The organism is Xanthobacter cornucopiae, assembly GCF_043195065.2.
In the GTDB taxonomy this organism is placed as follows: Bacteria; Pseudomonadota; Alphaproteobacteria; order Rhizobiales; family Xanthobacteraceae; genus Xanthobacter.
Genome location: NZ_CM195531.1, coordinates 3,818,656 through 3,844,278 on the forward strand (window position 1 = coordinate 3,818,656; position 25,623 = coordinate 3,844,278).

A 25,623-nucleotide genomic window follows, 5' to 3' on the forward strand; every position below is an offset into this window, starting at 1 on the left:
ATCCGACATCGCGCGGCAGCTGCCACGCCAGAGGGGCCCGGATCGGTTCGCCTAAGGTAAGAAACTTCCGCGCTGCACCAAGAGCCGCCGGATGTGGCGGAATGCCGCACTTCACGCAATCTGCCGCGGCGAGCTGACGCGAACGTCGAGCCGGGCGGATGACGGAGCGACCGCGCGCGGATGCGCCGGGTCGAGACGATGGGCAGGAAGAGGCGGAAAGAAGAGGCAGGAAGAGTAGGGAGGAAGAGTAGGGAGGAAGAGTAGGGAGGAAGAGTAGGGAGGAGAGCGGGGGCGGTGCTCTCCTCCCTCAGCCCGGCCAGCCGTTGGGTTGCGGAGCCAGCGGATGACCGAACGGTTCGGTCGAACTCCTTTGACATAACCGACCCCCATGCGTTACGCAAGAAGAAACTGAACGGTTCGGTCGGGGCGCCGTCAAGTCGTCACCGGGAACCGCCGGAGGCCCTCGCCCGACGCCCGACGTCGTGTCAGGACTGCTTTGGGACTCGGCCCAGGCCGGATGACCTGCTTGCGCGGACGATGCCGGATGCCCCAGAACGCGCGCGAGGGTGGAGAGGAAACTCCAGGTGACGACGAACGACCCCAAGGCCACAGATCCCGCCGCGGCTCCCGCGTGCGACCCGCGCGAGAACGTCGCCGGTCCCGGACAGGACCCGGAGAAGCGCCGGCAGATCCTGGCCGGCGCCCGTCAGGTGTTCCTGGAGCGCGGCTTCGACGCCGCCAGCATGGGCGACATCGCGCGCGCCGCCGGCGTCTCCAAGGGCACGCTCTACGTCTATTTCCAGGACAAGGAAGACCTGTTCGCCGCCCTGGTCTCCAGCGAGTGCCACGAGACCGCCGAGCGCCTGTTCGTGCTCGACAACAACGAGCCCGACGTTGAGAAGGTGCTCACCACCCTCGGCCATTCCTTCATCGCCGCCATGATCCGCCCGGAGCACATGGCCACCCTGCGCACGGTGATTGCCGTGGGCAGCCGGTTTCCCGCCATCAGCCATCGCTTTTTCGAAGCCGGCCCGTGCCAGGGCATCCGCCGCCTCGGCGACTTTCTCACCGCCAAGGTGGACCAGGGCGCCCTCGCCATCACCGATGTGGAGCAGGCGGCGAGCCAGTTCCTGTCCCTGTGCAAGGACGGCATCACCGTCCCCATCCTGATGGGCGAGACCGAATCACCCGACCCGGTCCACACCGACAAGGTGGTGAAGGGGGCGGTGCACCTGTTCATGAGTGCCTACGGCATCCGGCGCTGAGCGCTGCCGGCCCCGCCGCCTCCGCGATCCAACCGACCCCAGCCACGCGCGCCGCCCGGCGCCAGCCAAGGGACAGGACCCATGTCGAACCCGGTCACCCTCTACGGCATCAAGGCCTGCGACACCATGAAGAAGGCCCGCACCTGGCTGGACACCCACGCGGTTGCCTATGTCTTCCACGACTACAAGGCGGAAGGGGTGCGCCGCGAGCGGCTGGCGGCCTGGGTGGAGGCCGTCGGCTGGCCGACGCTGCTGAACCGGGCCGGCACCACCTTCCGCAAGCTGCCGGAGGCCGACAAGGCCGACATCGACGCCGACAAGGCCATCGCCCTGATGCTGGCCCAGCCCTCCATGATCAAGCGGCCGGTGCTGGAGATCGACGGCAGGCTGCTGGTGGGCTTCAAGCCGGACGCCTACGCCGCCGCCTTCGGCGCCGGCCATGCGTGAGCCCCTGACCTTCGGGCCGGCGGCGCGCGGCCGACACCCCGGCGGCGGGCGATTTGCGCGCCGCCCCGCTTGCCGCTATCCAATGCCCGCTTCAAACCAGCATATGCGAGCAGCGGGCGGCTCCGTGCAAGTGGTACAGGATTGATGGGCCGTCTCGATCGCTACATCTTCTCCACGGCCGCCTTCGCCTTCGCCGGCGTGGTGGTCGTGCTTGCGGGCATGATCTGGTCCACCCAGGCGCTGCGGCAGCTCGACCTGGTCACCAGCCAGGGCCAGACCATTCTGGCCTTCATCGCCATCACCAGCCTCACCATGCCGACGCTGGTTCTGGTGATCGCTCCGGCGGCGCTGTTCATCGCCACCGCCTACACCCTGCTGAAGCTCAACGGCGACAGCGAGATCGTGGTGATGGCCGCGGCCGGCATGAGCCCGTGGCGCGTGCTGCGGGCGCTGATGATCCTGGCGCTGCTGGTCTCCGCCTTCTGCTCGGCGCTGGCGATCTCGGTGGTGCCCTCCAGCCTGCGGGCATTCCGCGACCAGGTGACCAAGGTGCGCGCCGACGTGGTGTCGTTCGTGGCCCAGCCCGGCCGCTTCATCACTCTCACGCCCGGCCTCGTGTTCCACGTGCGCGAGCGCGCCGGCAACGGCGTGATGCAGGGCATCTTCATCCACGATGCCCGCGACAAGGAAATCACCACCTATCTGGCCGACCGCGGTCAGATCGTCGACAGCGACGCCGGCACCTTCCTGGTGCTGGAGAACGGCTCCATCCACCGGCGCGGCGGCGAGAAGAACAACAGCACCTCGGTGGTGGAATTCCAGCGCTATGCCCTCGACCTGTCGTCGCTGGCGCCCAATTCCCAGGGCCAGGACGTGCGCCCGGCCGAGCGCCCGCTCGACTATGTGATGAATCCGCCCGCCAACGACCTCTACCAGCTCATGCAGCCGGGCCGTTTCCGCGAGGAGCTGCACAAGCGCCTGTCGGCGGGCCTCTATCCGCTCGCCTATTTCGCCATCGCCGCCGCCGCCTTGGCGCGGCCGCGCACCACCCGCCAGAGCCGGGGCGCCGCCCTGATGGCCATCATCCCGGCCATGGCGATCGTGCAGATCGGCAATTTCGCCATCGCCGGCCAGTTGCGGACCCAAGCCCTGGCGGTGCCGCTGATCTACCTGTTCCCGCTGGTGGTGGTGCTGGTGTGCGCCCTGGTGCTCTCCGGGCACATCCACCTGGCCCCCCCGCGCCGGCTCGCCGCCGCGCTCGACGACCTCAAGCAGCGCCTGACGCGCCGGGCGGCGGCATGATGCCCCGCCGCGCCACCCACAAGGGTGCGACAGCATGATCGGCCCCACCCTCGGCTTCTACTTCGGGCGCCGCTTCGCCTCGGCGGTGGCGCTGATCTTCTTCGGCTGCGTCGGCCTCGTCATGCTGGTCGACTTCCTGGAGATGGCGCGCCGCACCGCCGACCGCGAGAACGTCAGCACGACCATGGTCGCGCTGGTCACGCTCTACCGCGCGCCGGCCTTCACCGAGCAGCTGCTGCCGTTCGCGGTGCTGTTCGGCGCCATCGCCACCTTCGTGCTGCTGTCGCGGCAGCTGGAACTGGTGGTGGCGCGGGCGGTGGGCCTGTCCGCCTGGCAGTTCACCGCGCCGGCGCTGCTGGTGGCGTTCCTCATCGGCGTGTTCGCCACCTGCGTGTTCAATCCCATCTCCGCCGATTTCAAGGAGCGCGCCAACGAGCTGGAAAGCCAGATGTTCGGCGCCTCCGCCGCGCTCGCGGCCGGCGGCAAGCAGGACTTCTGGGTGCGCCAGCAGAGCCTGGACGGCCAGGCGATCATCCAGGCCGGCGCCTCCTCCCAGGGCGGGCGGGTGCTTTCGTCGGTCGTGGTTTATGAATTCTCAAGGGACGGCCGGCTGACCGAACGGGTGGAGGCGCGCACCGCCACCCTCGGCAACGGCGCCTGGATTCTCAGCGACGCGCGGGTGCTTATCCCCGGGCAGGACCTGCAGAAATTCGAGACCTACCTGATCGCAACCAACCTCGATCCCGCCCAGGTCCAGGAGAACCTGATCGCCCCGGAGACCGTGCCTTTTTGGCAACTGCCGGCGGCTATTCGCGGCGCCGAACACGCCGGCTTTGGCGCAACGCGGTATCGGCTCCAGTTCCAAAGCCTTTTGGCGCGGCCGTTTTTGCTGGTGGCGATGGTGCTGATCGCCGCCGTGGTCGGCCTGCGGGTGTTCCGCTTCGGCGGCGTCGGGCAAACGATTCTCGGTGGCGTGGCGGCGGGGTTTCTGCTTTATGTGGGGACCAAGCTCGCCGAGGATCTGGGCGAGGCAGGAATCGTTCATCCTGTTGCTGCAGCATGGTTTCCAGCAGTGGCGGGAATCGTTATGGGGGCTCTCATTCTGTTGCATCGGGAGGACGGATGAGGGTCGCCTCGAACCCCATCGCAGCACCGCTGACCCCGCCTCGCGCCTCTGGCGCCCGCGGGCTTCGGGCGGGTGCGCCTGCGCTGATGGGCCTCCTCCTGCTCGCTTTGCCTCTTGCCGCCGCTCCTGCTGCGGCGCAGCAAGGCGCTGCCCCCCAGGGCACCTCCAGCCGCACCTCCAGCCAAGGCGCGTCCAACCAGGGCGCGCCCGCCTTTGGCGGGAACGTGCTGCCGAACCATAAGCTCGACCCGAACCAGAAGATGCTGGTGACGGCCGACCAGATGGAATACGACTTCCAGAAGGAAACCGTTGCCGCCTCCGGCAACGTCCAGATCTATTACGACGGTTCCAGCCTGGAGGCGAACCGCGTGGTGCTGGACCGCAAGGCCAATGTGCTGCGCGCCATCGGTAACGTCCGCCTCAAGGACAAGGACGGCAAGGTCGTCACCGCCGACCACCTGGAGCTGACCCAGGACTTCAAGCAGGGCTTCATCGATTCGCTGCGGCTCGACACGCCCGACAAGACCCATTTCGCCGCCGTGCGGGCGGACCGTACGGAAGGCAACGTCACCGTCTTCCAGAACGGCGTCTACACCGCCTGCGAGCCCTGCCGCGACGACCCCACCCGGCCGCCGCTCTGGCAGATCAAGGCGAAGAAGATCATCCACAACCAAGAAGAGCGGATGATCTATTATGAAAATGCCACGGTTGAGTTCTTCGGCTTCCCCGTCGCCTATTTCCCGTATCTGTCGTCGCCCGACCCGACGGTAAAGCGCAAGACCGGCTTCCTGATGCCGGAGTTCTTCTCCTCGAGCCAGATCGGCTATGCGGTGGGAACCCCGTTCTTCTGGAACATCGCGCCCGACCGGGACCTGACGCTGACCCCCACCGTCACCACCAAGCAGGGTGCGCTGATGCAGGGCGAGTGGCGCCAGCGGCTGATCAACGGCAGCTACACCATCCGCGCCGCCGGCATCGTCCAGGCGGACAAGAACGCGTTCATCACCACCAACACCACCACCGGCCTGCCGGACTACCTGCCCGGCTACCGGGACAACCGCGGCGCCATCGAGACCACCGGCAACTTCGCCATCAACGAGTTCTGGAGCTTCGGCTGGGACGGCACGCTGGCGTCGGACCGCACCTTCCTGCGCGACTACAACCTCGCCGGCGACACGGTCACCACCAAGACCTCCTTCGTCAACCTGACGGGCCAGGGCGACCGCTCCTATTTCGACCTGCGCGGGCTGTACTTCCTCGGCATGTCGGTGACCGACGATCAGGACCGCATCCCCATCGTCGGCACGCTCAACTATTCCAAGGTGTTCGACAAGCCGCTGTGGGGCGGCGAGTCCGGCGTCAAGGTGAACCTCACCAGCCTGACCCGCGAGCAGGCCGACTTCCTCGGCACGTCCTCCCTGTGGTCGAGCGAGGGCGCCACCGGCGTTCCCACCGGCTCGTGCACGCTCGCCAACCCGAACCCGCAGCAGTGCCTGCTGCGCGGCGCGCCGGGCGACTACACGCGCCTGTCCGCCGAGCTCTATTGGAAAAAGACCATCACCGACACCGCCGGCCAGATGTGGACCCCGTTCGTCACGGCGCGGGTGGACGTGGCCTCGGTGAACGTCGATCCCCTGCCCTACAGCTACATGTACGGCCCCACCCTGCCCGGCCAGAATCCGTTGCAGTCGGGCAGCGACGAGCTCATCCGCGGCATGCCCGCGGTCGGCCTCGACTACCGCTATCCGTTCATCTCGCTGGAGAGCTGGGGCACCCAGACCATCGAGCCCCGGGCGCAGATCATCATCCGCCCGAACGAGAGCGGCATCGGCGCCTTTCCCAACGAGGATGCCCAGAGCCTCGTGTTCGACGACACCAACCTGTTCGAGATCAACAAATATTCCGGCTATGACCGGGTCGAGGGCGGCAGCCGCGCCAATGTGGGCGTGAGCTACGCGGCCAACATCAACGGCTTCGGCACCCTCAACGCGCTGGTGGGCCAGTCCTACAATCTGTTCGGCAAGAACTCCTACGCCTATGGCGACATGGCCAATACCGGCCTGGAATCCGGCCTGGAGACCGCCGCCTCGGACTACATCGCCCGCCTCGGCTATTCGCCCACCAAGAACCTGGAGTTCATCTCGCGCTTCCGCTTCGACAACGACAACATGTCGTTGCAGCGGTTCGAGCTCCAGGGGCGCGCCTCCATCGACAAGCTCGGCGTGTCCGTCACCTACGGCCGCTACGAGCCCCAGCCGCTGCTTGGCTATTACGACATGCGCGAGGGTGTCTACACCACCGCCGCCTACAAGCTGACCGACTATTGGACCCTGTCCGGCGGCGTGCGCTACAACATCGCCGAGTCCGAGTTCGACTATACCCTCATCGGCCTCAGCTATATCGACGACTGCTTCACCCTGGCGATCAACTACATCACCGACTACACCATCAATGGTCCGGGCGGTGATCCGGTGAACAAGGTGATGCTGCGGATTGGCCTGCGCACCCTGGGCGAAGGCGGCTTCTCCACCTCGTTCGGCTCCTCCTCGTCCGACGGCACCTCCCAATAGGCCCGCCAGCCTTGAGCCCGGCGCGTCGAGCCGCTAGATTTGACAGCCGAGGGCGGCGCCGGGCCGGCGCCGCCCTCGCTTGGTCGCGCCTGCCGGCGGGCGGACCGCTTCGGGCGCGACGGTCGCCGTGAAACCGGATGGCGCCGTGACAGCGGGGCGGTCCGGCCCCATTCCCGCCACGACGCGCGGGGACAACGGATGGTCTTCGCCCTCGCCCCGTCGCTCTCCCTCGCCGGCCACGGAAAGGACCATGCGCATACTTCCCCGCCTCGCCCCCGCGCTCCTCTTCGCGCTCGCCCTGCTGGCTCCCCTGCTCGGCTCCAGCGGCGCCGCCCGCGCCCAACAGATCGTGGTGATGGTGAACGGCGAGCCGATCACCTCCTACGACGTCTCGCAGCGCCAGCGCCTGCACCAGCTCCTCGACAAGAAGAGCGTGTCCGCGAAGGACGCCCTGCAGGAGCTGATCGACGACCGGATCAAGGTCCAGCAGGCGCGCAAGCTCACCACCGACCTGGAGCAGAAGGACATCGACCGCATGTATGCATCGGTGGCCGAACGCTCCGGCCGCACCGCCGCCCAGCTCACCCAGGGCCTCGGCCAGGCCGGCCTCGACGCCCAGACCTTCAAGACCAAGCTGGCCGCCGACTATGTGTGGAGCCAGTATGTGCGCAGCCGGTCCGGCAACGTCACCATCCGTGAGGCGGACGTGACCGCGGCGCTCCAGCAGCGCGGCCAGACCACCCTCATCTCCACCGAGTTCGTGCTGCGCCCGATCATCTTCGTGGTGCCGCGCAACGCCAACACCTACGCCTCCCGGCTGCAAGAGGCCAACGCCCTGCGCGCCAGGTTCAACGGCTGCGAGGCCGGGCTGGAGATGGTGAAGGGCCTCAAGGAAGTGGTGGTCCGTCCGCAGGTGCTGCGCCTGTCCTCGGACATCCCGCAGAACCTGCAGAAGATCCTCGACCAGACCGCCATCGGCCGCCTGACGCCGCCGGAAGTGAGCCAGGCCGGCATCGAGACCTTCGCCGTCTGCGACAAGCGGGAAGTACGGGGCGAGAGCGCCCAGAAGCGCGATGTCAAGGACGAACTGTCAAGCAAGCAGTTCAACGCCGAATCGAAGAAGCTGCTCGACGAGCTGCGCAAGACCTCGCTCATCCAGTACCGGTGATGACCCGCCCCGCCCCGCCGCCGCTGGCGCTCACCGCAGGAGAGCCGGCGGGCATCGGCCCCGAGCTCGCCCTGGCAGCGTGGCAGGCGCGGGCCGAACTGCCCGCCTTCATCGTCGTCGGCGATCCCGAGCTGCTGGCGGCGCGAGCGAAGCTTCTCAACGTGGCGGTGCCGCTCGCCGTCTGCACCCCCGAACAGGCACCGGCGCGGTTCGCCGAGGCCCTGCCGGTGCTCCCCGTCGGCGCCCGCGCCACGGCCGCGCCCGGCCATCCCGATGCCAGCAGCGCCCGGGCCGTGATGGCCAGCCTCGACGCCGCGGTGGACCTCGTCCGCGCCGGCCGGGCCGCCGCCCTGGTCACCAATCCGCTCGCCAAATCGGTCATGTACGCCGCCGGCTTTCCCTTTCCCGGCCACACCGAATACCTTGCCGCCCGCGCCGCCGAGGGCGCCGCGGTTCCGCCCCGGGCGGTGATGATGATCTGGTCGCCGGCGCTGGCGGTGGTGCCCGCCACCATCCATGTGCCGCTGCGCGCGGTTCCGGACCTGCTGACCACCCGCCTGCTGGTGGAGACCGGGCGCATCGTTGCCGCCGACCTGCGCGGGCGCTTCGGCCTTCGGACGCCGCGTCTCGCCTTCGCGGGCCTCAATCCCCACGCGGGGGAGGACGGAACCCTGGGCCGCGAGGACGAGGAGGTGGTCCGCCCGGCGGTGACGCTGTTGCGCGCCGAGGGCATCGATGCGCGGGGCCCGCTGCCGGCCGACACCCTGTTCCACCCGGAGGCCCGGGCCGGCTACGACGTGGCGGTGGGCATGTATCACGACCAGGTGCTGATCCCGGCCAAGACCCTGGCCTTCCACGACGGGGTGAACGTCACCCTCGGCCTGCCCTTCATCCGCACCTCCCCCGACCACGGCACCGCGTTCGACATCGCCGGCACCGGCCGCGCCAATCCGGCGAGCCTGATGGCGGCGCTGCGGCTCGCCCGCCGCCTCGCCGACACTGAAGCCCTCCCGCACGAGGCCCATTCCGCTTGAGCGCCCTCGACGACCTGCCGCCGCTGCGCGACGTGATCCGACGCCACGGCCTTTCCGCCCAGAAGTCGCTGGGCCAGAACTTCCTTTTGGATCTCAACCTCACCGGCCGCATCGCCCGGGCCTCCGGCCCGCTGGAGGACGCGACCGTGGTGGAGGTGGGGCCTGGCCCCGGCGGCCTCACGCGAGCCTTGTTGGCGCTGGGGGCGAAACGCGTCATCGCCATCGAGCGCGACCCGCGCTGCCTCGGCGCCCTGGCCGAGATCGCAGATCATTATCCCGGCCGCCTGGAAGTGATCGAGGGCGACGCCCTCAAGGTGGACGTGCGCCCGCTCCTCGGCGACGGGCCGGCACGGGTGGTGGCCAACCTGCCCTACAACGTCGCCACCCTATTGCTGGTGGGCTGGCTGTCCACCGATCCCTGGCCGCCGTGGTTCGCCTCGCTGACGCTGATGTTCCAGAAGGAAGTGGCGGAACGCATCGTCGCCGCGCCGGCCTCCAAGGCCTATGGCCGGCTGGCGGTGCTGGCGGGCTGGCGCACCCAGGCCCGCATCGCCTTCGATGTCGCCCCCTCCGCCTTCGTGCCGCCGCCCAAGGTGACGTCCTCGGTGGTGCATCTGGTACCGCGCCCGCAGCCGCTGCCATGCCGGCTTGCGGCGCTTGAAAAAGTGACGGAAGCCGCCTTCGGCCAGCGCCGCAAGATGCTGCGCCAGAGCTTGAAGAGCCTCGGCGTCGACCCGCTCCCGCTCATCGCCGCCGCCGGGGTGGGCGAGACCCAGCGGGCGGAAGAGATCGACGTCGCCGGCTTCGTGGCCATGGCGAACGCCTATGCCGAGGGTCGCGGCAACCTGCCGTGGGGACCGCTGCTGTCCAAGACCGGAGCGTGACGCGGCCGAGCGGCGACGGCGCGCACACCTTCGTAAGGACGCATTTGACGATTATGATCTTATAGGTTGTACTTCCACGCAGCACCGCCGGGAGAGCGGGCGCAGAGTGGGAGGGTGCTGGCCGTGAACACGCAGAATGTTCCAACGCATATCGTGGTCTTCGCCGATGAAGCCGACGATCACGAACAGCTCCTGGCCGATGCCATGGGGATCAAGAGCGCGCAGGAGGTGCCCGCCGGAACCGAGGCCGGGACCCGCCTTCTGAAGGCCGAGCGCAAGACGTCATCCCGCGTCCGCCCCGATGGCATCGTCGAGATGGAACTCTATGCGGGCCTGGGGGTGGCCGGGGCCGATCTGGCCCCGACCCAGGCGGCGAGCCTGCGCCGCAACGACCGGGTGATCCAGGTCGTCGAGAACACCTATCGCAGCCGCCCGCGCCCGACCGTGCGCAAGCTCCTTGGACCCCAGGGGCTGGAGCTGCCGCCGGCGCCGGCGATGCCCCTGCCAACCGACCCCCTGGCGGCCTACATCCTCGGCATGAAGGCGGCACTCGACAACATTGCCCGCGCCGTTGCCCAGCAAGGCCCGCCCTTCAACCCAGCCATGGCCGCCAACCTGGCAGTGGCCGCCAACGGGGGAGGAGAACTGGGCTGGCCGCTCACCATGATGGGGCTGAACGGAGCGCCCGCCGAACCCACCGGCAAGGGCATCCGGGTGGCTCTGCTCGACACCGGCATCGACGTCGACCATCCCGACCTCGCCGCGAAGGTCGACCTCACCGAGACCACCAAATGCTTCGTGCCCAATGAGACGGTGGATGACAGCGACGGCCACGGCACGCACTGCGCCGGGGTGATCGCCGGGCCCCACACGCCCACCTCCGGACCGCGCTTCGGGGTCGCCCCGGACGCCGAGCTTCTCGTCGGAAAGGTGCTGGGTCCCACCGGCGGCTTCGACACCTGGATTTTACGTGGGCTGGCCTGGGCCGTCGCCCAGCGGGCGCGTGTCGTGTCACTGAGCCTCGGCAGCGTGCCCGATCCCAACGGCTACCCGTCGCAATACGAAACTGCCGCCACCCGCGCGCTGGCCCAGGGCACCATCGTCGTGGCGGCCAGCGGCAACGACAGCGCCCGCCCCACCCATGTGCGGCCGGTGACGGTGCCCGCCAATTGCCCCTCCATCTTCGCCGTCGGCGCGGTCGGACGCGGCGGGCGGATCGCGGCGTTCAGCAACGAGCGGGTGAATGCGCACCCCGGGGCGGAGATCGACTTCGTCGCGCCCGGCGTGGAGGTCCTCTCCACCTACCTGAACGGCAGCTATGCCCTGCTCTCCGGCACCAGCATGGCGACCCCCCATGTGGCCGGGCTGGCCGCGCTGTACATGGAGGCGTTCCCTCATCTCAACGCAGCGGCCATCGTCAGCCACATGAAGAGCCGCAGCTCGCCCATCGCCCCGCAGGAGACCTATGGCAGCGGCCTGGTCCGGCTCTGATGCCCCTGCGGCTCGGGCTCATGGGCCCTTGCCCAAGGCCGCGCCGCGCTTGAGCAAAACCGGCGCCGCCGGTGGAGCACCGGGCCGACGGGCTGACGCCGCTCCCGCCGACGCGCGCCGCGACCCGGCGGTAACACCGCCCTCGCCGCGCGCCGGCGGCCGGGGACGGCGCCATGTGGGCGGCCCAGCCCCTGGCTCCCGATCGCCCGCGGCACCGGCAGGCCGCCCGGGAACCCAATTTTGACAGAGAGACCGTGCAGCATTGGGCTCCCCCATGAACGAGGTCCACTCGGCACGAGGTTGCCATGCCCACCGCGAACCGTTACCTGGTCACCCTTTCAGATGAGACCATCGCCCGGCCGGAGGAAACTCGGGAGGTGCTCGACACCCTCCACCATCTGGTCGGAAGTTCCGGCGAGGTGCTGGACAGCGCGCCGGACGACCGCACCCTGATCGAAGCCCTCGGCACCGTGGTGGTGGAGGCGCCCAGCACCCTGAAAGCACAACTGGAGCAGGTCCCGGGCGTGGCGCGGGTCGACGACGACAGCTTCCGGGAGCGCGCCCCCTGATCCCCTCGCCGGACGGCCGGCCATCTCCGGGCCGAAGACGCCAGCCCATGCGGCCCCCCTCCCCCGGGGCCGGCATGCCGGCCATGCGCGCCCTCGATCCGCCCCAGGCGCAGCCCCTCCGCCGCCGGTGTTTGACCAGCGCGGATGGGCGGCCCTGCAGACGGACGCGTCCGCGGGGGACGGTCCGCAGCGGAGCGGGTTCGCTCACCCCTCCCCCGGCCTCGCAGTCCCCGCGGCCTTCGACGGCCCGCATGCGTCGCCCAGGGCTTGGCAGAGCCACGCGCCGGCTTGCGAAGCCCCCGCCGACACAGGCGCCGGGCGGAACCTCGCGGTGCTTGGCCCGGCCCGGCGGCGCTTGGCAGACGCCGGGCGCGATGAAGCCTACTCCGCCGCCGCCTGGCGGGCCGGGTCGTAATTGAGAATGGGCGCGAGCCACTTCTCGGCCTCGGCCAGGGTCCAGCCCTTGCGCAGGGCATAGTCCTTCACCTGGTCGCGCTCGATGCGACCGACGCCGAAATAGGCCGCCTCCGGATGGGCGAAATAAAGCCCCGACACCGCCGCCCCCGGCCACATGGCGAAGCTCTCCGTCAGGTGGATGCCCGCCGTCTCGGTGGCGCGCAGCAGCGCGAACAGGGTGCCCTTCTCGGTGTGGTCGGGCTGGGCCGGATAGCCCGGTGCCGGGCGGATGCCGCGATAGCGCTCGGCGATCAGGTCCTCGTTCGACAGCGCCTCGTCGGGCGCATAGGCCCAGTAACGGGTGCGCACCAGATGGTGCATGCGCTCGGCCAGCGCCTCGGCGAGGCGATCGCACAGGGCCTTCAGCAGAATGGCGGAATAATCGTCATGGGCGGCCTTGAAAGCGCTCACCCGCTCCTCCTCGCCAATGCCGGCGGTCACCGCGAAGGCGCCCACGTAATCGGCCACGCCGCTGTCCACCGGGGCCACGAAATCGGCCAGCGCCAGATTGAAGCGGCCCTCGCGCCGGGCCAGCTGCTGGCGCAGGGTGTGCAGGGTGGTGAGCGGATTGGCGCGGGTGTCGTCGCGGAACAGCACGATGTCGTCGCCCACCGCGTTGGCCGGCCAGAAGCCGATGACGGCGCGGGCCTGAACCCACTTCTCGTCCACCATCTTCCTCAGCATCGCCTGGGCATCGTTGAACAGCGCCCGCGCCGGCTCGCCCACCACCGCGTCATCGAGGATGCCCGGATAGCGCCCCTTCAGCTCCCAGGACTGGAAGAACGGCGTCCAGTCGATGAACGACACCAGGTCGGCCAGGTCGTAATCCTCGAACACCTCGGTGCCGATGACGGTGGGCCGGGGCGGCGCATAGGCGGAAAAGTCCAGCCGCAGGCCGTTCTGCCGCGCCTTGGCCAGCGGCACCCGCTGCTTGCTGGCGTCGGCGCGGGCGTGGGCATCGGCCAGCTTCTCATACTCGGCCCGGATGTCCGCCACGTAGGCGCCGCGCGTCTCCGTGTTGAGCAATTGCGACACCACGCCCACCGCGCGGCTGGCATCGGTGACGTAAACCGCCTGGCCGCGCGCGTACTGCGGCGCGATCTTCACCGCCGTGTGCACCCGCGAGGTGGTGGCCCCGCCGATCAGCAGCGGCACCGAGAAGCCCTCGCGCTCCATCTCGGCGGCCACGTTCACCATCTCGTCCAAGGAAGGGGTGATGAGGCCGCTGAGACCGATCACATCCACCTTCTCATCCCGGGCGGTCTGGAGAATCCGCGCCGTGGGCACCATCACGCCGAGGTCGATGACCTCGTAATTGTTGCACTGCAACACCACGCCGACGATGTTCTTGCCGATGTCGTGGACATCGCCCTTCACCGTGGCCATCAGGATCTTGCCGGCGGCCGACTGGGCTGTGAGGCCCTGCTCTTCCTTTTCCTTCTCCATGAAGGGCATCAGGTAGGCCACCGCCTGCTTCATCACCCGCGCCGACTTCACCACCTGGGGCAGGAACATCTTGCCGGCCCCGAACAGGTCGCCCACCACGTTCATGCCGGCCATCAGCGGCCCCTCGATGACGTGCAGCGGACGGGCGACGGCCAGCCGGGCGGCCTCGGTGTCGGCCTCCACGAAATCGGTGATGCCGTTGACCAGGGCATGCTCCAGGCGCTTGTCCACCGGCCACGAGCGCCAGGCCAGGTCCGCCTCGCGCTTTTCCTTGCCGGCCACGCCCTTGAACCCCTCCGCCAGCTCCAGCAGGCGCTCGGTGGCGTCGGCGCGGCGGTTCAGCACCACGTCCTCGCAGGCCTCGCGCAGGGCCGGCTCGATCTCGTCATAGACCGCGAGCTGGCCGGCATTGACAATGCCCATGTCCATGCCCGCCTGGATGGCGTGATACAGGAACACCGCGTGCATGGCCTCGCGCACCGGCTCGTTGCCGCGGAACGAGAACGACAGGTTGGAGACGCCGCCGGAAATGTGGGCATGGGGCAGGCTCTTGCGGATCCAGGCCGTGGCCTCGATGAAGGCGACGCCATAGCCGGCATGTTCCTCGATGCCGGTGGCGACCGCGAACACGTTGGGGTCGAAGATGATGTCCTCGGGCGGAAAGCCCATTTCGGTGAGGATCTTGTAGGCCCGGGCGCAGATCTGGGTCTTGCGCGCGTAGGTGTCGGCCTGGCCGTCCTCGTCGAACGCCATCACCACCACGGCGGCGCCGTAGCGGCGCACGAGCCGCGCCTTCTCTCGGAACGCCGCCTCCCCCTCCTTGAGGGAGATGGAATTGACGATGCCCTTGCCCTGCAGCCGCTTCAGCCCCTGCTCGATGATCTCCCACTTGGAGGAGTCCACCATCACCGGCACCTTGGCGATGTCCGGCTCGGAGGCGACCAGGTTCAGGAAGGTGATCATGGCCGCTTCGCTGTCCAGCAAGCCTTCGTCCATGTTGATGTCGATCACCTGGGCGCCGTTCTCCACCTGGTCGCGGGCCACCGCCAAAGCGGCGGGGAAATCGCCGGTGGTGACGAGCTTGCGGAAGCGGGCCGAGCCGGTGACGTTGGTGCGCTCGCCGACGTTCACGAACGGAATCTGCGGCGTCAGCTCGAACGGCTCCAGGCCGGACAGGCGCAGGCGCGGCTCGATCTCGGGAACGGCACGGGGCGTGACCCCCTTCACCGCCCCGGCGATGGCGGCGATATGGGCGGGGGTGGTGCCGCAGCAGCCGCCGACGATGTTGACGAGGCCGGAGGTGGCGAACTCGCCCACCAGCGCCGCCATCGCCTCCGGGCTCTCGTCATAGAGGCCGAACTCGTTGGGCAGGCCGGCATTGGGATAGGCGCACACCAGCGTATCCGCCACCCGGCCGATCTCGGCCACGTGGGCGCGCATCTCCCGGGCGCCGAGCGCACAGTTGAGGCCGATGGAAAAGGGCTGCGCGTGGCGCAGCGAATACCAGAAGGCGCTCGGCGTCTGGCCCGACAGGGTGCGGCCGGACAGGTCGGTGATGGTGCCGGAGATCATCACCGGCAGGCGGAAGCCCAGCTCGTCGAACAGGCCCTCGATGGCGAAGATCGCCGCCTTGGCGTTCAGGGTGTCGAAGATGGTCTCCACCAGCAGGATGTCGGCGCCGCCGGCAACGAGGCCCCGCGCCTGCTCGCCATAGGCGGCGGCGAGTTCGTCGAAGGTCACGGCACGGAAGCCGGGGTCGTTCACATCTGGCGAGATGGAGGCGGTGCGGTTGGTGGGCCCGAAGGCGCCGGCCACGAAGCGGCGGCGGCCGTCGTGGGCCTGCGCCAGCGCCGCCGCCTCCCGGGCGAGGCGGGCGCTCTCGAAATTCAGCTCGTAGACGATCGCTTCCATACCGTAGTCGGCCTGGGCGATGGAGGTGCCGGAAAAGGTGTTGGTCTCCACCATGTCCGCGCCCGCCAGGAAATACTGGAGGTGGATGTCGCGCACCGCGTCGGGCTGGGTGAGGCTGAGCAGGTCGTTGTTGCCGCGCACGTCGCGCGGCCAGTCCTTGAAGCGGTCGCCGCGATAGCCGGCCTCGTCCAGCTTCAGGGCCTGGATCATGGTGCCCATGGCGCCGTCCAGCACCAGGATGCGCGCGCGCGCGGCGGCGCGGAGGGCGGTGAAGACATCGGCGGCGGTCGCGGGCGTGTGGGCGGGCGTATTCGCGGACATGGCAGGGCTCTTTGAGGCTCGGGGCGAGGCCCGAAGGCCGCCTCGTTCGAGAAAAGGTGCGGTGGCGATGATTCACGCCGGGCACCGGCCCGGCATGGCGTCCCTCGGGAGCAGGCCGGCACGCATGCCGGCCCGGCCCCGACCCTTCAGACCGCGACCGCCGGCGCGGCCACCGGCGCCGCCTGCGGGCGCAGGCCCAAAAGGTGGCAGATGGCATAGACGAGGTCGGCGCGGTTCAGCGTATAGAAATGGATGTCGGTGACACCCCGATCAACCAGATCGGTCACCTGCTCGGCGGCCACGGCAGCGGCGATCAGCTTGCGCGTTTCGGGATCGTCGTCCAGCCCCTCGAACCGCTTCAGCAGCCAGGCCGGCACGCTGGCGCCGGTGCGGGTGGCGAAATTGGACGCCTGCTTGAAATTGGTCACCGGCAGCAGGCCGGGCACGATGGGAATGTCGATGCCGCGCGCCCGCACCTTGTCGAGATAGCGGAAATAAACGTCGTTCTCGAAGAAGAACTGGGTGATGGCACGGGTGGCGCCCGCATCCACCTTGGCCTTCAGCACGTCGATGTCGGCGTCGATGGTGGCGCTTTCCGGATGCTTTTCCGGATAGGCGGAAACCGACACCTCGAAATCGCCGATGCGCTTGATGCCCGCCACCAGGTCGGCGGCATAGGCATAGCCGCCGGGGGTGGGCTCGTAGCGGGTGCCGACCCCGGTGAGCGGATCGCCGCGCAGGGCCACGATGTGCTTCACCCCGGCCTCGCCATAGGCGCGCACCACCGCATCCACCTCGTCGCGGGTGGCGGCGACGCAGGTGAGATGGGCGGCGGGCGCCAGCGGGGTTTCCCGGGCGATGCGCGCCACGGTGGCATGGGTGCGCTCACGGGTGGAGCCGCCGGCGCCGTAGGTCACCGACACGAACTCGGGCTGGAGCGGCGACAGCCGGTGGATGGAGGCCCACAGGGTCTTCTCCATTTCCTCGGTCTTGGGCGGAAAGAATTCGAAGGACACCGAGACCGGAGCCCGCTCCGTCTCGCGGCTCGCCCGCACAGCACCCGTCATCACGCCACCTCCCTGTCGGCCGCGCCGCCCTCGCGGGTCGGCCCCGGCCCGCCCCCGTCCGCACCTGCGGCCGGGCGCGGATCGCGCGCCAGCCACAGGGATACCGTCAACCCACCCTCGCGCCCGGGCTCCAGCATCTGGAACCGCTCGGGCACGAGTCCCGCCTGGACCAGCCAGCCTTCCACCGTCTCACGCGCGAAGCCGAGGCGCCGGTGGGCATGGGCCTCGCGCAGGAACTCGAGATCATGGGGGGCGAAATCCACCACCAGCAGCCGCCCGCCGGGCCGCAGCACCCGCGCCGCCTCGCCCAAGGCCCGGCCGGCGTCGTCGAGATAATGCAGCACCTGATGCACGATCACGGCATCGAACGAATCACGCGGCGCCGGCACCGCATAGGCATCACCTTGCCGCAGCAGGCAATGGCGGATGCCGGCCCGCTCCAGATGGGTGCGCGCCACCGCCAGCATCTCCGGCGAGAGATCGAGCCCAAGGCCGCGCTCGATGTCGCCGGCGAACACTTCCAACATGCGCCCGGTGCCGGTGCCGAGATCGAGCAGGGCGCGGATGGGGGCGCCCGCCAGCGCCGCCCGCGCCGCCGCCTCCACCGCCGCCTCGGGCACGTGGAGCGTGCGGATCTCGTCCCATTCCCGGGCATGGGTGGCAAAATAGGCCTGCGCGGCCGCCGCGCGGCCGGCACGCACCGCCTCCAGCCGCTCGCGATCGCGCGCCAGCACCGGATCGGCGGGATCGAGCAGATCCAGCAGGCGCGCGGCCACCCGCGCCAGCGGCCCCTCGGCGGCGCGGCGGTAGAAGATCCAGCTCGCCTCGCGGTGGCGCTCCAGCAGGCCGGCCTCGGCCAGCAGCTTGAGATGGCGGGAGATGCGCGGCTGCGACTGGCCCATGATCTCGGTCAGGTCGGACACCGTCAGCTCGGCCTCGCCCAGCACCGCCAGCAGCCGCAGCCGCGTGTCCTCTCCCCCCGCCTTCAAGGCGTCGAGGAGGGCGGCGAAGGACAGGGAAGCGGGCGAGCCGTCTTTAGACATAAAGATATCTTTATATCCTATTCGAACCGCTGGCAAGAGAGGCCTGACCCCCGCCGCCCGTGCCATGCCGATCACGATATGCGGCGTTGCGCGCTCGTGCGTTGCACCGGCGGTGTGGCGGCGCTACACGCGTTTCAAGAGGGCTTGTGCCAGACGTCGCGCGGGGCAACGCCGGGCGTACAGCCTCAACCTCAGCGTGTCGAAATTTATCTTTCGTCGTTTCCAATTTCGTCACGTTTCAGGGTTAACTCCAATTCCATGACGCTGCGCCAGAAACTTCTCCTCGCCGCCTTCGGGGCTTCCTTTCTCTCCGCGCCGGCCTTCGCGCAGGGCGCCTACTCTGCGGGTTACGGCGTCGGCGGCGCCGCCGCTGACGAGGAGGCCGAGGCCCAGCAGGCCGACGTTCCGCCCGGCGCCCTGAGCGGCGGCTACGGCGCCCCTCCCGGCTACAGCGACCCCTACGCCCGCGCGCCGAGCCGTGGCGGCGACCGGGTGGAGCGCACCGAGGTGGCGCCGCCGGCCGGCTATCCGCAGGCGGGCAGTGCCCAGCCGGCCTATCCGCAATCGGCCTATCCGCAGCAATCCTATCCGCAGCAGAACGCCGGCCGTTCCGGGTACGGGCAGGCGCCGTCCAGCGCCTCCGCGCAGCCGGCCCCGGCCGCCTATCCGCAGCCCCCCTATGGGCAGCCCGCCTATCAGGCCGGCGCCGCGCAGCAGGGCTATGGCCAGCAGCAGACCTATGGCTCCGCCTCGCACCAGCCGGCGCCCGGCGGCTATGTCAGCCAGGGCGGCTACGCCGCGGCCGCCGCGCCGCCGGCGGGCGTCTATGCGCCCAATGCGGCCGTGGTGCCCGGCACCCAGGAGGCTCCCTCCGGCCCCCGCATCGAGGATGTGGACCCCGCCGAGCCGGTGCCGGATCGCTTCCGCCGCCAGACCGTGGACTATGTGACCACCCAGCCGGCCGGCACCATCATCATCGATACGCCGAACACCTACCTGTATTACGTGGTGGGCGGCGGCAAGGCCATCCGCTATGGCATCGGCGTCGGCCGCGACGGCTTCACCTGGTCCGGCACGGAGCGCATCTCCCGCAAGGCCGAGTGGCCCGACTGGCGTCCGCCGACCGAGATGATCCAGCGCCAGCCCTACCTGCCGCGCTTCATGGCCGGTGGCCCCGGCAACCCCATGGGCGCCCGCGCGCTCTATCTGGGTGGCACCATCTACCGCATCCACGGCACCAACGAGCCGCAGACCATCGGCAAGTTCGTGTCCTCGGGCTGCATCCGCATGCTCAACAGCGACGTGGAAGACCTGTTCGACCGCGCCAACGTGGGCACCAAGGTGGTGATCCTGCCGAAGTCCAACGCTGCCGTTCAGGCCAGCGCTACTGGCGCCATGCCAGTCGCCCAGACCTCGCGCTGAGCCTCCCGCATCGCCGTTTCAGGGCGCGTCCGGTCCATCCGGGCGCGCCTTTTTCATGCCCGCCGCATCCGCGCGCCCGGCGGCCCCCGCCGGCATGCGCCTCACAACAGCGCCGCCGCCACATTGACGCTCAGGGCGATCACCGTGGCATTGAACAGATAGGCCGCGATCTGGTGGCCCAGCACCAGCCGGCGCAGCCGCGCCGAGGTCACGCAGACGTCGGAGGTCTGCGCCGCCGTGCCGATGTTGAAGGCGAAATAGAGAAAATCCCAGTAATCCGGCTCGCTGGCGCCCGGAAAGGTCAGCACCGGCGCTTCGTCCGCCGGGTTGGGTCGATAGTATTCCCGGGCATAATGAAACGCGAAGACGGCGTGGAAGAACAGCCACGCCAGCACCAGCGTGCCCACCACCAGCGGCATGTGGGTCAGCCGGTGGTCCGCGCCTTCCGCCGATGCCCGCGCCTCGACGATGACCGCGCACACGCTGACGATGCTGGCCAGGAGCGAGATGCAGAAGACCGCCCAGGTGCCCTCGTCCTGCGCCTCGGCGCGGCGGCGCACCCGCGCGGCGTCGGCGCCGATCACGAGGGCAAAGGCCAGCGCCAGCCACAGCGCCGCCGCCACGTCGAAGGCGATCAGGAAGCGCACCACGTCGGTCGCCTCGCCCGGTAGCAGCAGGAAGATCAGCCCCGCCAGCGCCGCCGCCGCCCAGAGCCGCAGATGCGGCCGGGCGATGCGATAGGCCCGCCAATGGAACGGCGCCGGCCCCCGATTGGCGTTCGGTTCGGTCATCGTGCGTCTCCCGCGGCCGGCGGTGTCCGGCCGGAAAAAGGGTGGAGCGGCTTGCGCCGGCGCATTCTCATATCCCCTGGCGGTGCTAACTTCGCGACGAAAGCGCGGTCACGACGCGTCTCGATCCGGATCCGGCGCTCACGAAACAGTTCGGTGGCGCACGCATTAGTATAATATGTCTATTTATATAGTATGATTATCAGACCCAGCCGGCCCGGCCTCCCGCGCCCGGCTCCAACGTCGGAGATGGCACCATGACCTTCCCAGCAGCGGCCTCCACCTCAGCGCTCACCGACAAGCTCGGCGCCATCCGCGCCAACTGGGGGTGGTTCGTCGCCCTCGGCATCGCCTTCGTGGTACTGGGCCTCATCGCCCTCGGCCATGTGCTCCTGTTCACCCTGGGCGTCACCATCTATGTGGGCGCGCTGATCCTGGTGGGCGGCGTGGTCCAGGTCATCCATGCCTTCCGGGTGCAGGGCTGGGGCCAGTTCTTCTACTGGCTGCTGGCGGGCGTCCTCTACGTGGTCGCCGGCGGGCTCATCATGTACAACCCCGCCCTCGGCGCCGGCGTCATCACCCTGCTCATCGGCGTGGCTCTGGCGGTGGAAGGCATCGTCCGCATCGCCGCCGGCATCGGCTCCCGGCCCGGCAACGGTTGGGGCTGGATCGTCTTCTCCGGTCTCATCACCTTGCTGCTCGGCGCCATCATCATCGCCCAATGGCCGGTGAACTCGCTCTACATCCTCGGCCTGTTCCTGGGCATCGACCTGATCGTGAACGGCGTCGGCACCTTCTTCTTCGGCCTCGCGCTGCGGCAGAAGGCGGCCTGAAGCCCCACCGCCCGGAAAAGCCGCGGCCCCGGTTCGCAGGAACCGGGGCCGCTTTCATGAGGAGGCCCGGCGCCGACGGGGGCGGTGCCGGCTCCGGTCTCCCCATGCCGTCGGCCCCGGCGCGCGACCGGGGCGAAGGCGATCCGGCCCGGGCGCACCCGGGCTCGAGGCTCAGTGGACCGCGTGCGGCAGGCCGGCGGAGGCGGCCGCGCCCGGCACCTTCACCCGGAACCAGGTGGCGTAGAGCGCCGGCACCACCAGCAGGGTGAGCGCCGTGGCCACCAGCAGCCCGCCCATGATGGTGATGGCCATGGGCCCCCAGAACACGCTTTCCGCCAGCGGGATCATGCCCAGCACCGCCGCCAGCGCGGTGAGCACCACCGGCCGCGCCCGGCGCAGGGTGGCGTCCACGATGGCCCGGTGCGGGCTCGCCCCGGCGGCGATGTCGGTGTCGATCTGGTCCACCAGGATCACCGTGTTGCGCATGATCATGCCGGCCAGCGCGATCAGCCCCAGCAGCGCCACGAAGCCGAACGGCCGGTGTGTCACCAGCAGCGCCGCCGAGGCGCCGATGAGCCCCAGCGGCGCCGTGGCGATCACCAGGGCGAGGCGCGAGAAGCTCTGCAGCTGCACCATGAGAATGCTCAGCATCACGATGATCATGACTGGGAACACCGCGGCCAGCGACGCATTGGCCTTGGCGCTCTCCTCGATGGAACCGCCGGTCTCGATGCGATAGCCGGCCGGCAGCGCCGCCTTGACGGCGGCGAGCTTGGGCAGCAGGCGCAAGGTGACGTCGGGCGGCTGCACGCCGTCCGCCACGTCGCCGCGCACGGTGAGCACCAGGTCGCGGTCGCGCCGCCACAGGATCGGCTCCTCGCTGGCATAAGCGATGCGCGCCACCTGACCGAGCGGCACCGCGACACCGTTGGAATTGGCCACCGTGAGCGCGCCGAGCCGCTCCAGGTCCACCCGCTCCTCCGGCACCGCCCGCGCCACCACGCCGATCAGCAGGTTGCCTTCGCGATACTGGGTCACGGTGTAGCCGGACAAGAGGGTTTGCAGGGTCTCCGCCAGGTCGCGCGGCGTGGTGCCCAGGGCCCGCGCCCGGTCCTGGTCCACCGCCAGGGTGATGGATTTCACCTGCTCGCCCCAATTGAGGTGGGGCGCGATCATGGCCGGGTCGGAGGCCATCACCTGGCGCACCTGGTCGGCGATGTCGCGGACCTTCAGCGGGTCCGGGCCCACCACGCGGAATTGCACCGGAAAACCCACCGGCGGGCCGAACACGAAGCGGTCCACGCGCACCCGCGCTTCCGCAAGGGCCCCCTCCGCCACCTCCGCCTCAAGCTTGGCCTTGATCCGCTCGCGCGCCTCCAGGTCCTTGGTGACGATCACGATCTGCGCGAAATTGGGGTTCGGCAGCACCGGGTTGAGGCCCAGCCAGAAGCGCGGCGCCCCCTGCCCGATATAGGTGGTGGATGACACGATGCCCGCGTCCGTGCCCACCAGCGCCTCCGCCTTCCGCGCCGTGGCCTCGGTAGCGGCGATGGAGGTGCCCTCCGGCAGGCGCATTTCCAGGAACAACTCGGTGCGGGTGGAGGTGGGGAAGAACTGCTGCTGCACGAAGCCGAAGCCCACCACCGCCAGCGCGAACAGCGACACCGTGGCGCCGATGACCAGCAGGCGATGCCGCAGGCAGGCCTCCAGCATCACCCGCAGCAGCCGGTAGAGCCGGCCGTCGTGGCCGGCATGGGGGACGTGGCCGGCCTTCGCCTGCGGCAGCAGCACGGTGCCGAGATAGGGCGTGAACAGCACCGCCACGAACCACGACGCCACCAGGGCAATGCCCACCACCCAGAAGATGCCGCCGGCATACTCGCCGGAGGACGAGCGCGCGAAGCCGACCGGAAGGAAGCCCGCCGCCGTCACCAGCGTGCCGGTCAGCATGGGGAAGGCGGTGGAGGTCCAGGCGAAGCTGGCGGCGGACACGCGGTCCCAGCCCTCCTCCATCTTCACCACCATCATCTCGATGGCGATGATGGCGTCATCCACCAGCAGGCCCAGCGCGATGATGAGGGCGCCGAGCGTGATGCGGTGCAGGTCCATGCCGGAGGCGAACATCACCAGGAACACGATGGCCAGCACCAGCGGCACCGACAGCGCCACCACGATGCCGGAGCGGAAGCCGAGCGACAGGAAGCTCACCACCAGCACGATGACGAGCGCCTCGGCGAAGGTCTTCAGGAACTCGCCCACGGATTCGCCGACGATGTGCGGCTGGTCGGCCACCTGCACCACGTCGATGCCCACCGGCAGCTCGGTCATGGCTTCCGCCATGGCCGCCTTGATCTCCTCGCCGAGGGTGAGGATGTTGGCCCCCTGGGCCATGGAGACGCCGATGCCCAGCGCCGGCCGCCCGTGCTGGCGGATGACGAAGGACGGCGGGTCCTCGTAGCCGCGCTTGACCGTGGCGATGTCGCCGAGCCGCACCAGCGCGCCGCCGGCATTGATCGGCACCTCGGCGATGGCCTCGGCGCCGCTGAAGGCGCCGGTCAGGCGCAGGTTGATGCGATCGGCCTTGGTGTCCACGGCGCCGCCCGCCACCACCGCGTTCTGGCGCGCCACGCTGTCGAAGATCTGCGCCGGGGTGATGCCCAGGGTGGCGAGGCGGGCGTGGGAGAACTCGATATAGATGCGCTCGGGCCGCTCGCCGATCAGGTCCACCTTCTCCACATCCGGCACGCGCAACAGGCGCTGGCGGATCATCTCCGCCTGCCGCTTGAGCTCGGCCGGGGCGACCGCCTCGCCGCTCAGCATGTAGAGCGCCGAATAGACGTCGCCATATTCGTCGTCGAAGCCGGGCCCGACCACGCCCTGGGGCAGGTCGCCGCGAATGTCGCCCACCTTCTTGCGCACCTGGTACCACAGGTCCTTCACCGCCGCCGGCGGCGTGGTATCGGACAGGAACACCTGAACGAAGCTGACACCGGGGCGCGAATAGCTTTCCACCCGGTCGAGGTGCGGCAGGGTCTGCAGCTTCTTTTCGATGGGGTCTGCGACCTGGGATTGCATCTGCGAGGCGGTGGCGCCGGGCCAGGCGGCAGAGATCACCATCACCTTGATGGTGAAGGAGGGGTCCTCGGCGCGCCCGAGGTTCAGATAGGAATAGAAGCCCGCCGCCCCCAGGAGCAGGATGGCGAACAGAGTCAGCGCGCGATGGGTGATGGCAAAGCGGGAGAGGTTGAACGGGCTCTCCAGCGCTTTCTGTTCCTCGGGGGTGGGACCGGTGCTCATGGCCGCGCCTCCGCACGGACGGAGGCGCCGGCCTCGTCGCGGATCGGCACGGTGCGCACGCTCTGGCCGTTCTCCAGCGTCTGCACGCCGAGGGTCACCACCTTGTCGCCCTCACGCACGCCGGCGGCGACCAGCGCGGATTCGTCGGTGAAGCCGGCCACCTCCACCGGCCGGGCGGCCAGCGTGTGGGTGGTCTCGTCCACCACGAACACCTGCGGCCCGTGACCCTTGTCGAACACCGCCGACAGCGGCAGCCGCGCCACCGCGGCGCCCGCCTTGGGCGCCAGGATCACGGTGGCGGTCATGCCCAGGGCCACGGCTTCGTCGGCGCCGTCGAGGGTGAAGCGGGCGGCATAGGTGCGCGAGACCGGATCGGCCTGGGGCGACAATTCCCGCAGGTGCGCCACGATGCGCCGGGTGGGATCGGCCCACAGGGTCACGCGCGCCTCGGCGCTGCGGGCGGCGGCCAGGGCGGTTTCGGGCAAGGCCACCACCGCCTCCTTCTCGTCGAGCCGCGCCACCCGGACGATGGTCTGGCCGGACGACACCACCTGCCCCGGCTCGGCCGCGGCAGACACCACGACACCCGCCGTGTCGGACACCAGCTCGGCATAGGACAGCCGGTTCTCGGCCAGCTCCAGCGACCGCCGGGCCCGCTCCAGGCGACCCACCGCCTCTTCCTTGGCCAGGGCCTTGCGGTCCAGCTCGGCGTTGGAGGCGACCCCCTTGGCGGTCAGCGAGCGGTAGCGCCCGTCGTCAGCCGAGGTCTGGGCCAGGTTGGCGGTGGCGGCGGCGAGCTCCGCGCGGGCGCTCTCCACCTCCAGCTTCAAATCCTCCGGATCGATGCGCGCGATCAGGGTGCCCGGCGCGACGCGATCACCCACCTCCACCTTGCGCTGAACCACCTTGCCGCCGACGCGGAAGGCCAGGTCGATCTCGCGGCGGGCGCGCACCACGCCCACGAAGGTCTTCTCCGGCTCGCGCGGGCGAAGCTGCACCGTGGCCACCTGCACCGGACGCGCCGGCGCCGCCGCGGTCTGGGCCGGCGCCGGCTCGCCGCAGCCGGAAAGGCCGACCGCCAGCATCCCGGCGGCGAGGCCGCTCCAGGCGGAGGGGGGAAGACGCCGGCCCCGCCGGGGGGCCGGCGCCGACGACGGACGGCGGGAGAGAGCAGCCATGACAC

18 protein-coding genes are annotated in these 25,623 nt (G+C 69.7%); 12 read left to right on the forward strand and 6 right to left on the reverse strand.

Annotated elements, in window-relative coordinates; translation table 11 throughout:
• Window positions 1–584 precede the first annotated feature (584 nt).
• The 10 genes from V5F53_RS16820 (at window position 585) to V5F53_RS16865 (ending at window position 11,856) form a co-directional block, all read left to right on the forward strand.
• Window positions 585–1,265, forward strand: coding sequence for a TetR/AcrR family transcriptional regulator (locus tag V5F53_RS16820; RefSeq protein WP_393996244.1), 681 nt, complete (start codon window positions 585–587; stop codon window positions 1,263–1,265).
• Between the two features lie 81 nt (window positions 1,266–1,346).
• Window positions 1,347–1,712 (forward strand): ArsC family reductase, encoded by a 366-nt coding sequence (locus V5F53_RS16825; protein ID WP_393996243.1) that lies wholly within the window; start codon window positions 1,347–1,349, stop codon window positions 1,710–1,712.
• A 144-nt stretch (window positions 1,713–1,856) separates the two neighbouring features.
• Window positions 1,857–3,014 (forward strand): LPS export ABC transporter permease LptF, encoded by a 1,158-nt coding sequence (gene lptF, locus V5F53_RS16830; RefSeq protein ID WP_393996242.1) that lies wholly within the window; start codon window positions 1,857–1,859, stop codon window positions 3,012–3,014.
• 34 nt (window positions 3,015–3,048) lie between these two features.
• Window positions 3,049–4,140: an LPS export ABC transporter permease LptG gene (lptG, locus tag V5F53_RS16835; protein ID WP_393996241.1), complete on the forward strand. Its 1,092-nt coding sequence runs from the start codon at window positions 3,049–3,051 to the stop codon at window positions 4,138–4,140.
• An 86-nt stretch (window positions 4,141–4,226) separates the two neighbouring features.
• Window positions 4,227–6,710 carry an LPS-assembly protein LptD gene (locus tag V5F53_RS16840; protein WP_393996240.1) on the forward strand — a complete coding sequence of 828 codons (2,484 nt, stop codon included), beginning with the start codon at window positions 4,227–4,229 and terminating at the stop codon, window positions 6,708–6,710.
• A 250-nt stretch (window positions 6,711–6,960) separates the two neighbouring features.
• On the forward strand, window positions 6,961–7,878 hold the full coding sequence (locus V5F53_RS16845; RefSeq protein WP_393996239.1) for a SurA N-terminal domain-containing protein: 918 nt from the start codon (window positions 6,961–6,963) through the stop codon (window positions 7,876–7,878).
• Entirely contained in the window at window positions 7,878–8,912 is a 1,035-nt protein-coding gene (gene pdxA, locus V5F53_RS16850; protein WP_393996238.1) for a 4-hydroxythreonine-4-phosphate dehydrogenase PdxA, read from the forward strand. The genes V5F53_RS16845 and pdxA overlap by 1 nt, the downstream gene beginning before the upstream one ends.
• Window positions 8,909–9,796, forward strand: coding sequence for a 16S rRNA (adenine(1518)-N(6)/adenine(1519)-N(6))-dimethyltransferase RsmA (gene rsmA, locus V5F53_RS16855; protein ID WP_393996237.1), 888 nt, complete (start codon window positions 8,909–8,911; stop codon window positions 9,794–9,796). The genes pdxA and rsmA overlap by 4 nt, the downstream gene beginning before the upstream one ends.
• 123 nt (window positions 9,797–9,919) lie before the next feature.
• Window positions 9,920–11,287, forward strand: coding sequence for a S8 family serine peptidase (locus V5F53_RS16860; RefSeq protein WP_393996236.1), 1,368 nt, complete (start codon window positions 9,920–9,922; stop codon window positions 11,285–11,287).
• Window positions 11,288–11,592: 305 nt separating this feature from the next.
• Window positions 11,593–11,856, forward strand: coding sequence for a hypothetical protein (locus V5F53_RS16865; RefSeq protein WP_393996235.1), 264 nt, complete (start codon window positions 11,593–11,595; stop codon window positions 11,854–11,856).
• 381 nt (window positions 11,857–12,237) lie between these two features.
• Here the strand turns inward: V5F53_RS16865 and metH are convergent, their stop codons facing one another.
• The 3 genes from metH to V5F53_RS16880 all read right to left on the reverse strand — a co-directional run bounded on the left by metH (window position 12,238) and on the right by V5F53_RS16880 (window position 18,100).
• Window positions 12,238–15,990, reverse strand: coding sequence for a methionine synthase (gene metH / locus V5F53_RS16870; protein ID WP_393996234.1), 3,753 nt, complete (start codon window positions 15,988–15,990; stop codon window positions 12,238–12,240).
• A gap of 146 nt (window positions 15,991–16,136) precedes the next feature.
• A complete protein-coding gene (gene metF, locus V5F53_RS16875; protein ID WP_393996233.1) occupies window positions 16,137–17,057 on the reverse strand; it encodes a methylenetetrahydrofolate reductase [NAD(P)H] in 921 nt (306 codons plus the stop codon).
• A complete protein-coding gene (locus tag V5F53_RS16880; RefSeq protein ID WP_393996232.1) occupies window positions 17,057–18,100 on the reverse strand; it encodes an ArsR/SmtB family transcription factor in 1,044 nt (347 codons plus the stop codon). The genes metF and V5F53_RS16880 overlap by 1 nt, the downstream gene beginning before the upstream one ends.
• A gap of 258 nt (window positions 18,101–18,358) precedes the next feature.
• Between V5F53_RS16880 and V5F53_RS16885 the strand changes: the two genes are divergently transcribed.
• Window positions 18,359–19,522: a L,D-transpeptidase gene (locus V5F53_RS16885; protein ID WP_393996231.1), complete on the forward strand. Its 1,164-nt coding sequence runs from the start codon at window positions 18,359–18,361 to the stop codon at window positions 19,520–19,522.
• Between the two features lie 101 nt (window positions 19,523–19,623).
• Here the strand turns inward: V5F53_RS16885 and V5F53_RS16890 are convergent, their stop codons facing one another.
• Window positions 19,624–20,313 carry a DUF1345 domain-containing protein gene (locus V5F53_RS16890; protein WP_393996230.1) on the reverse strand — a complete coding sequence of 230 codons (690 nt, stop codon included), beginning with the start codon at window positions 20,311–20,313 and terminating at the stop codon, window positions 19,624–19,626.
• Between the two features lie 254 nt (window positions 20,314–20,567).
• On the opposite strand from V5F53_RS16890, the gene V5F53_RS16895 reads away from it, so the two are divergent.
• Entirely contained in the window at window positions 20,568–21,143 is a 576-nt protein-coding gene (locus tag V5F53_RS16895) for an HdeD family acid-resistance protein (RefSeq protein ID WP_393996229.1), read from the forward strand.
• 171 nt (window positions 21,144–21,314) lie between these two features.
• On the opposite strand, the gene V5F53_RS16900 is transcribed toward V5F53_RS16895, so the two are convergent.
• Window positions 21,315–24,440, reverse strand: a complete 3,126-nt coding sequence (locus V5F53_RS16900; RefSeq protein WP_393996228.1) for an efflux RND transporter permease subunit — start codon at window positions 24,438–24,440, stop codon at window positions 21,315–21,317.
• Window positions 24,437–25,618, reverse strand: coding sequence for an efflux RND transporter periplasmic adaptor subunit (locus V5F53_RS16905; RefSeq protein ID WP_393996227.1), 1,182 nt, complete (start codon window positions 25,616–25,618; stop codon window positions 24,437–24,439). Before V5F53_RS16905 ends, V5F53_RS16900 begins: the two co-directional genes overlap by 4 nt.
• Window positions 25,619–25,623 lie beyond the last annotated feature (5 nt).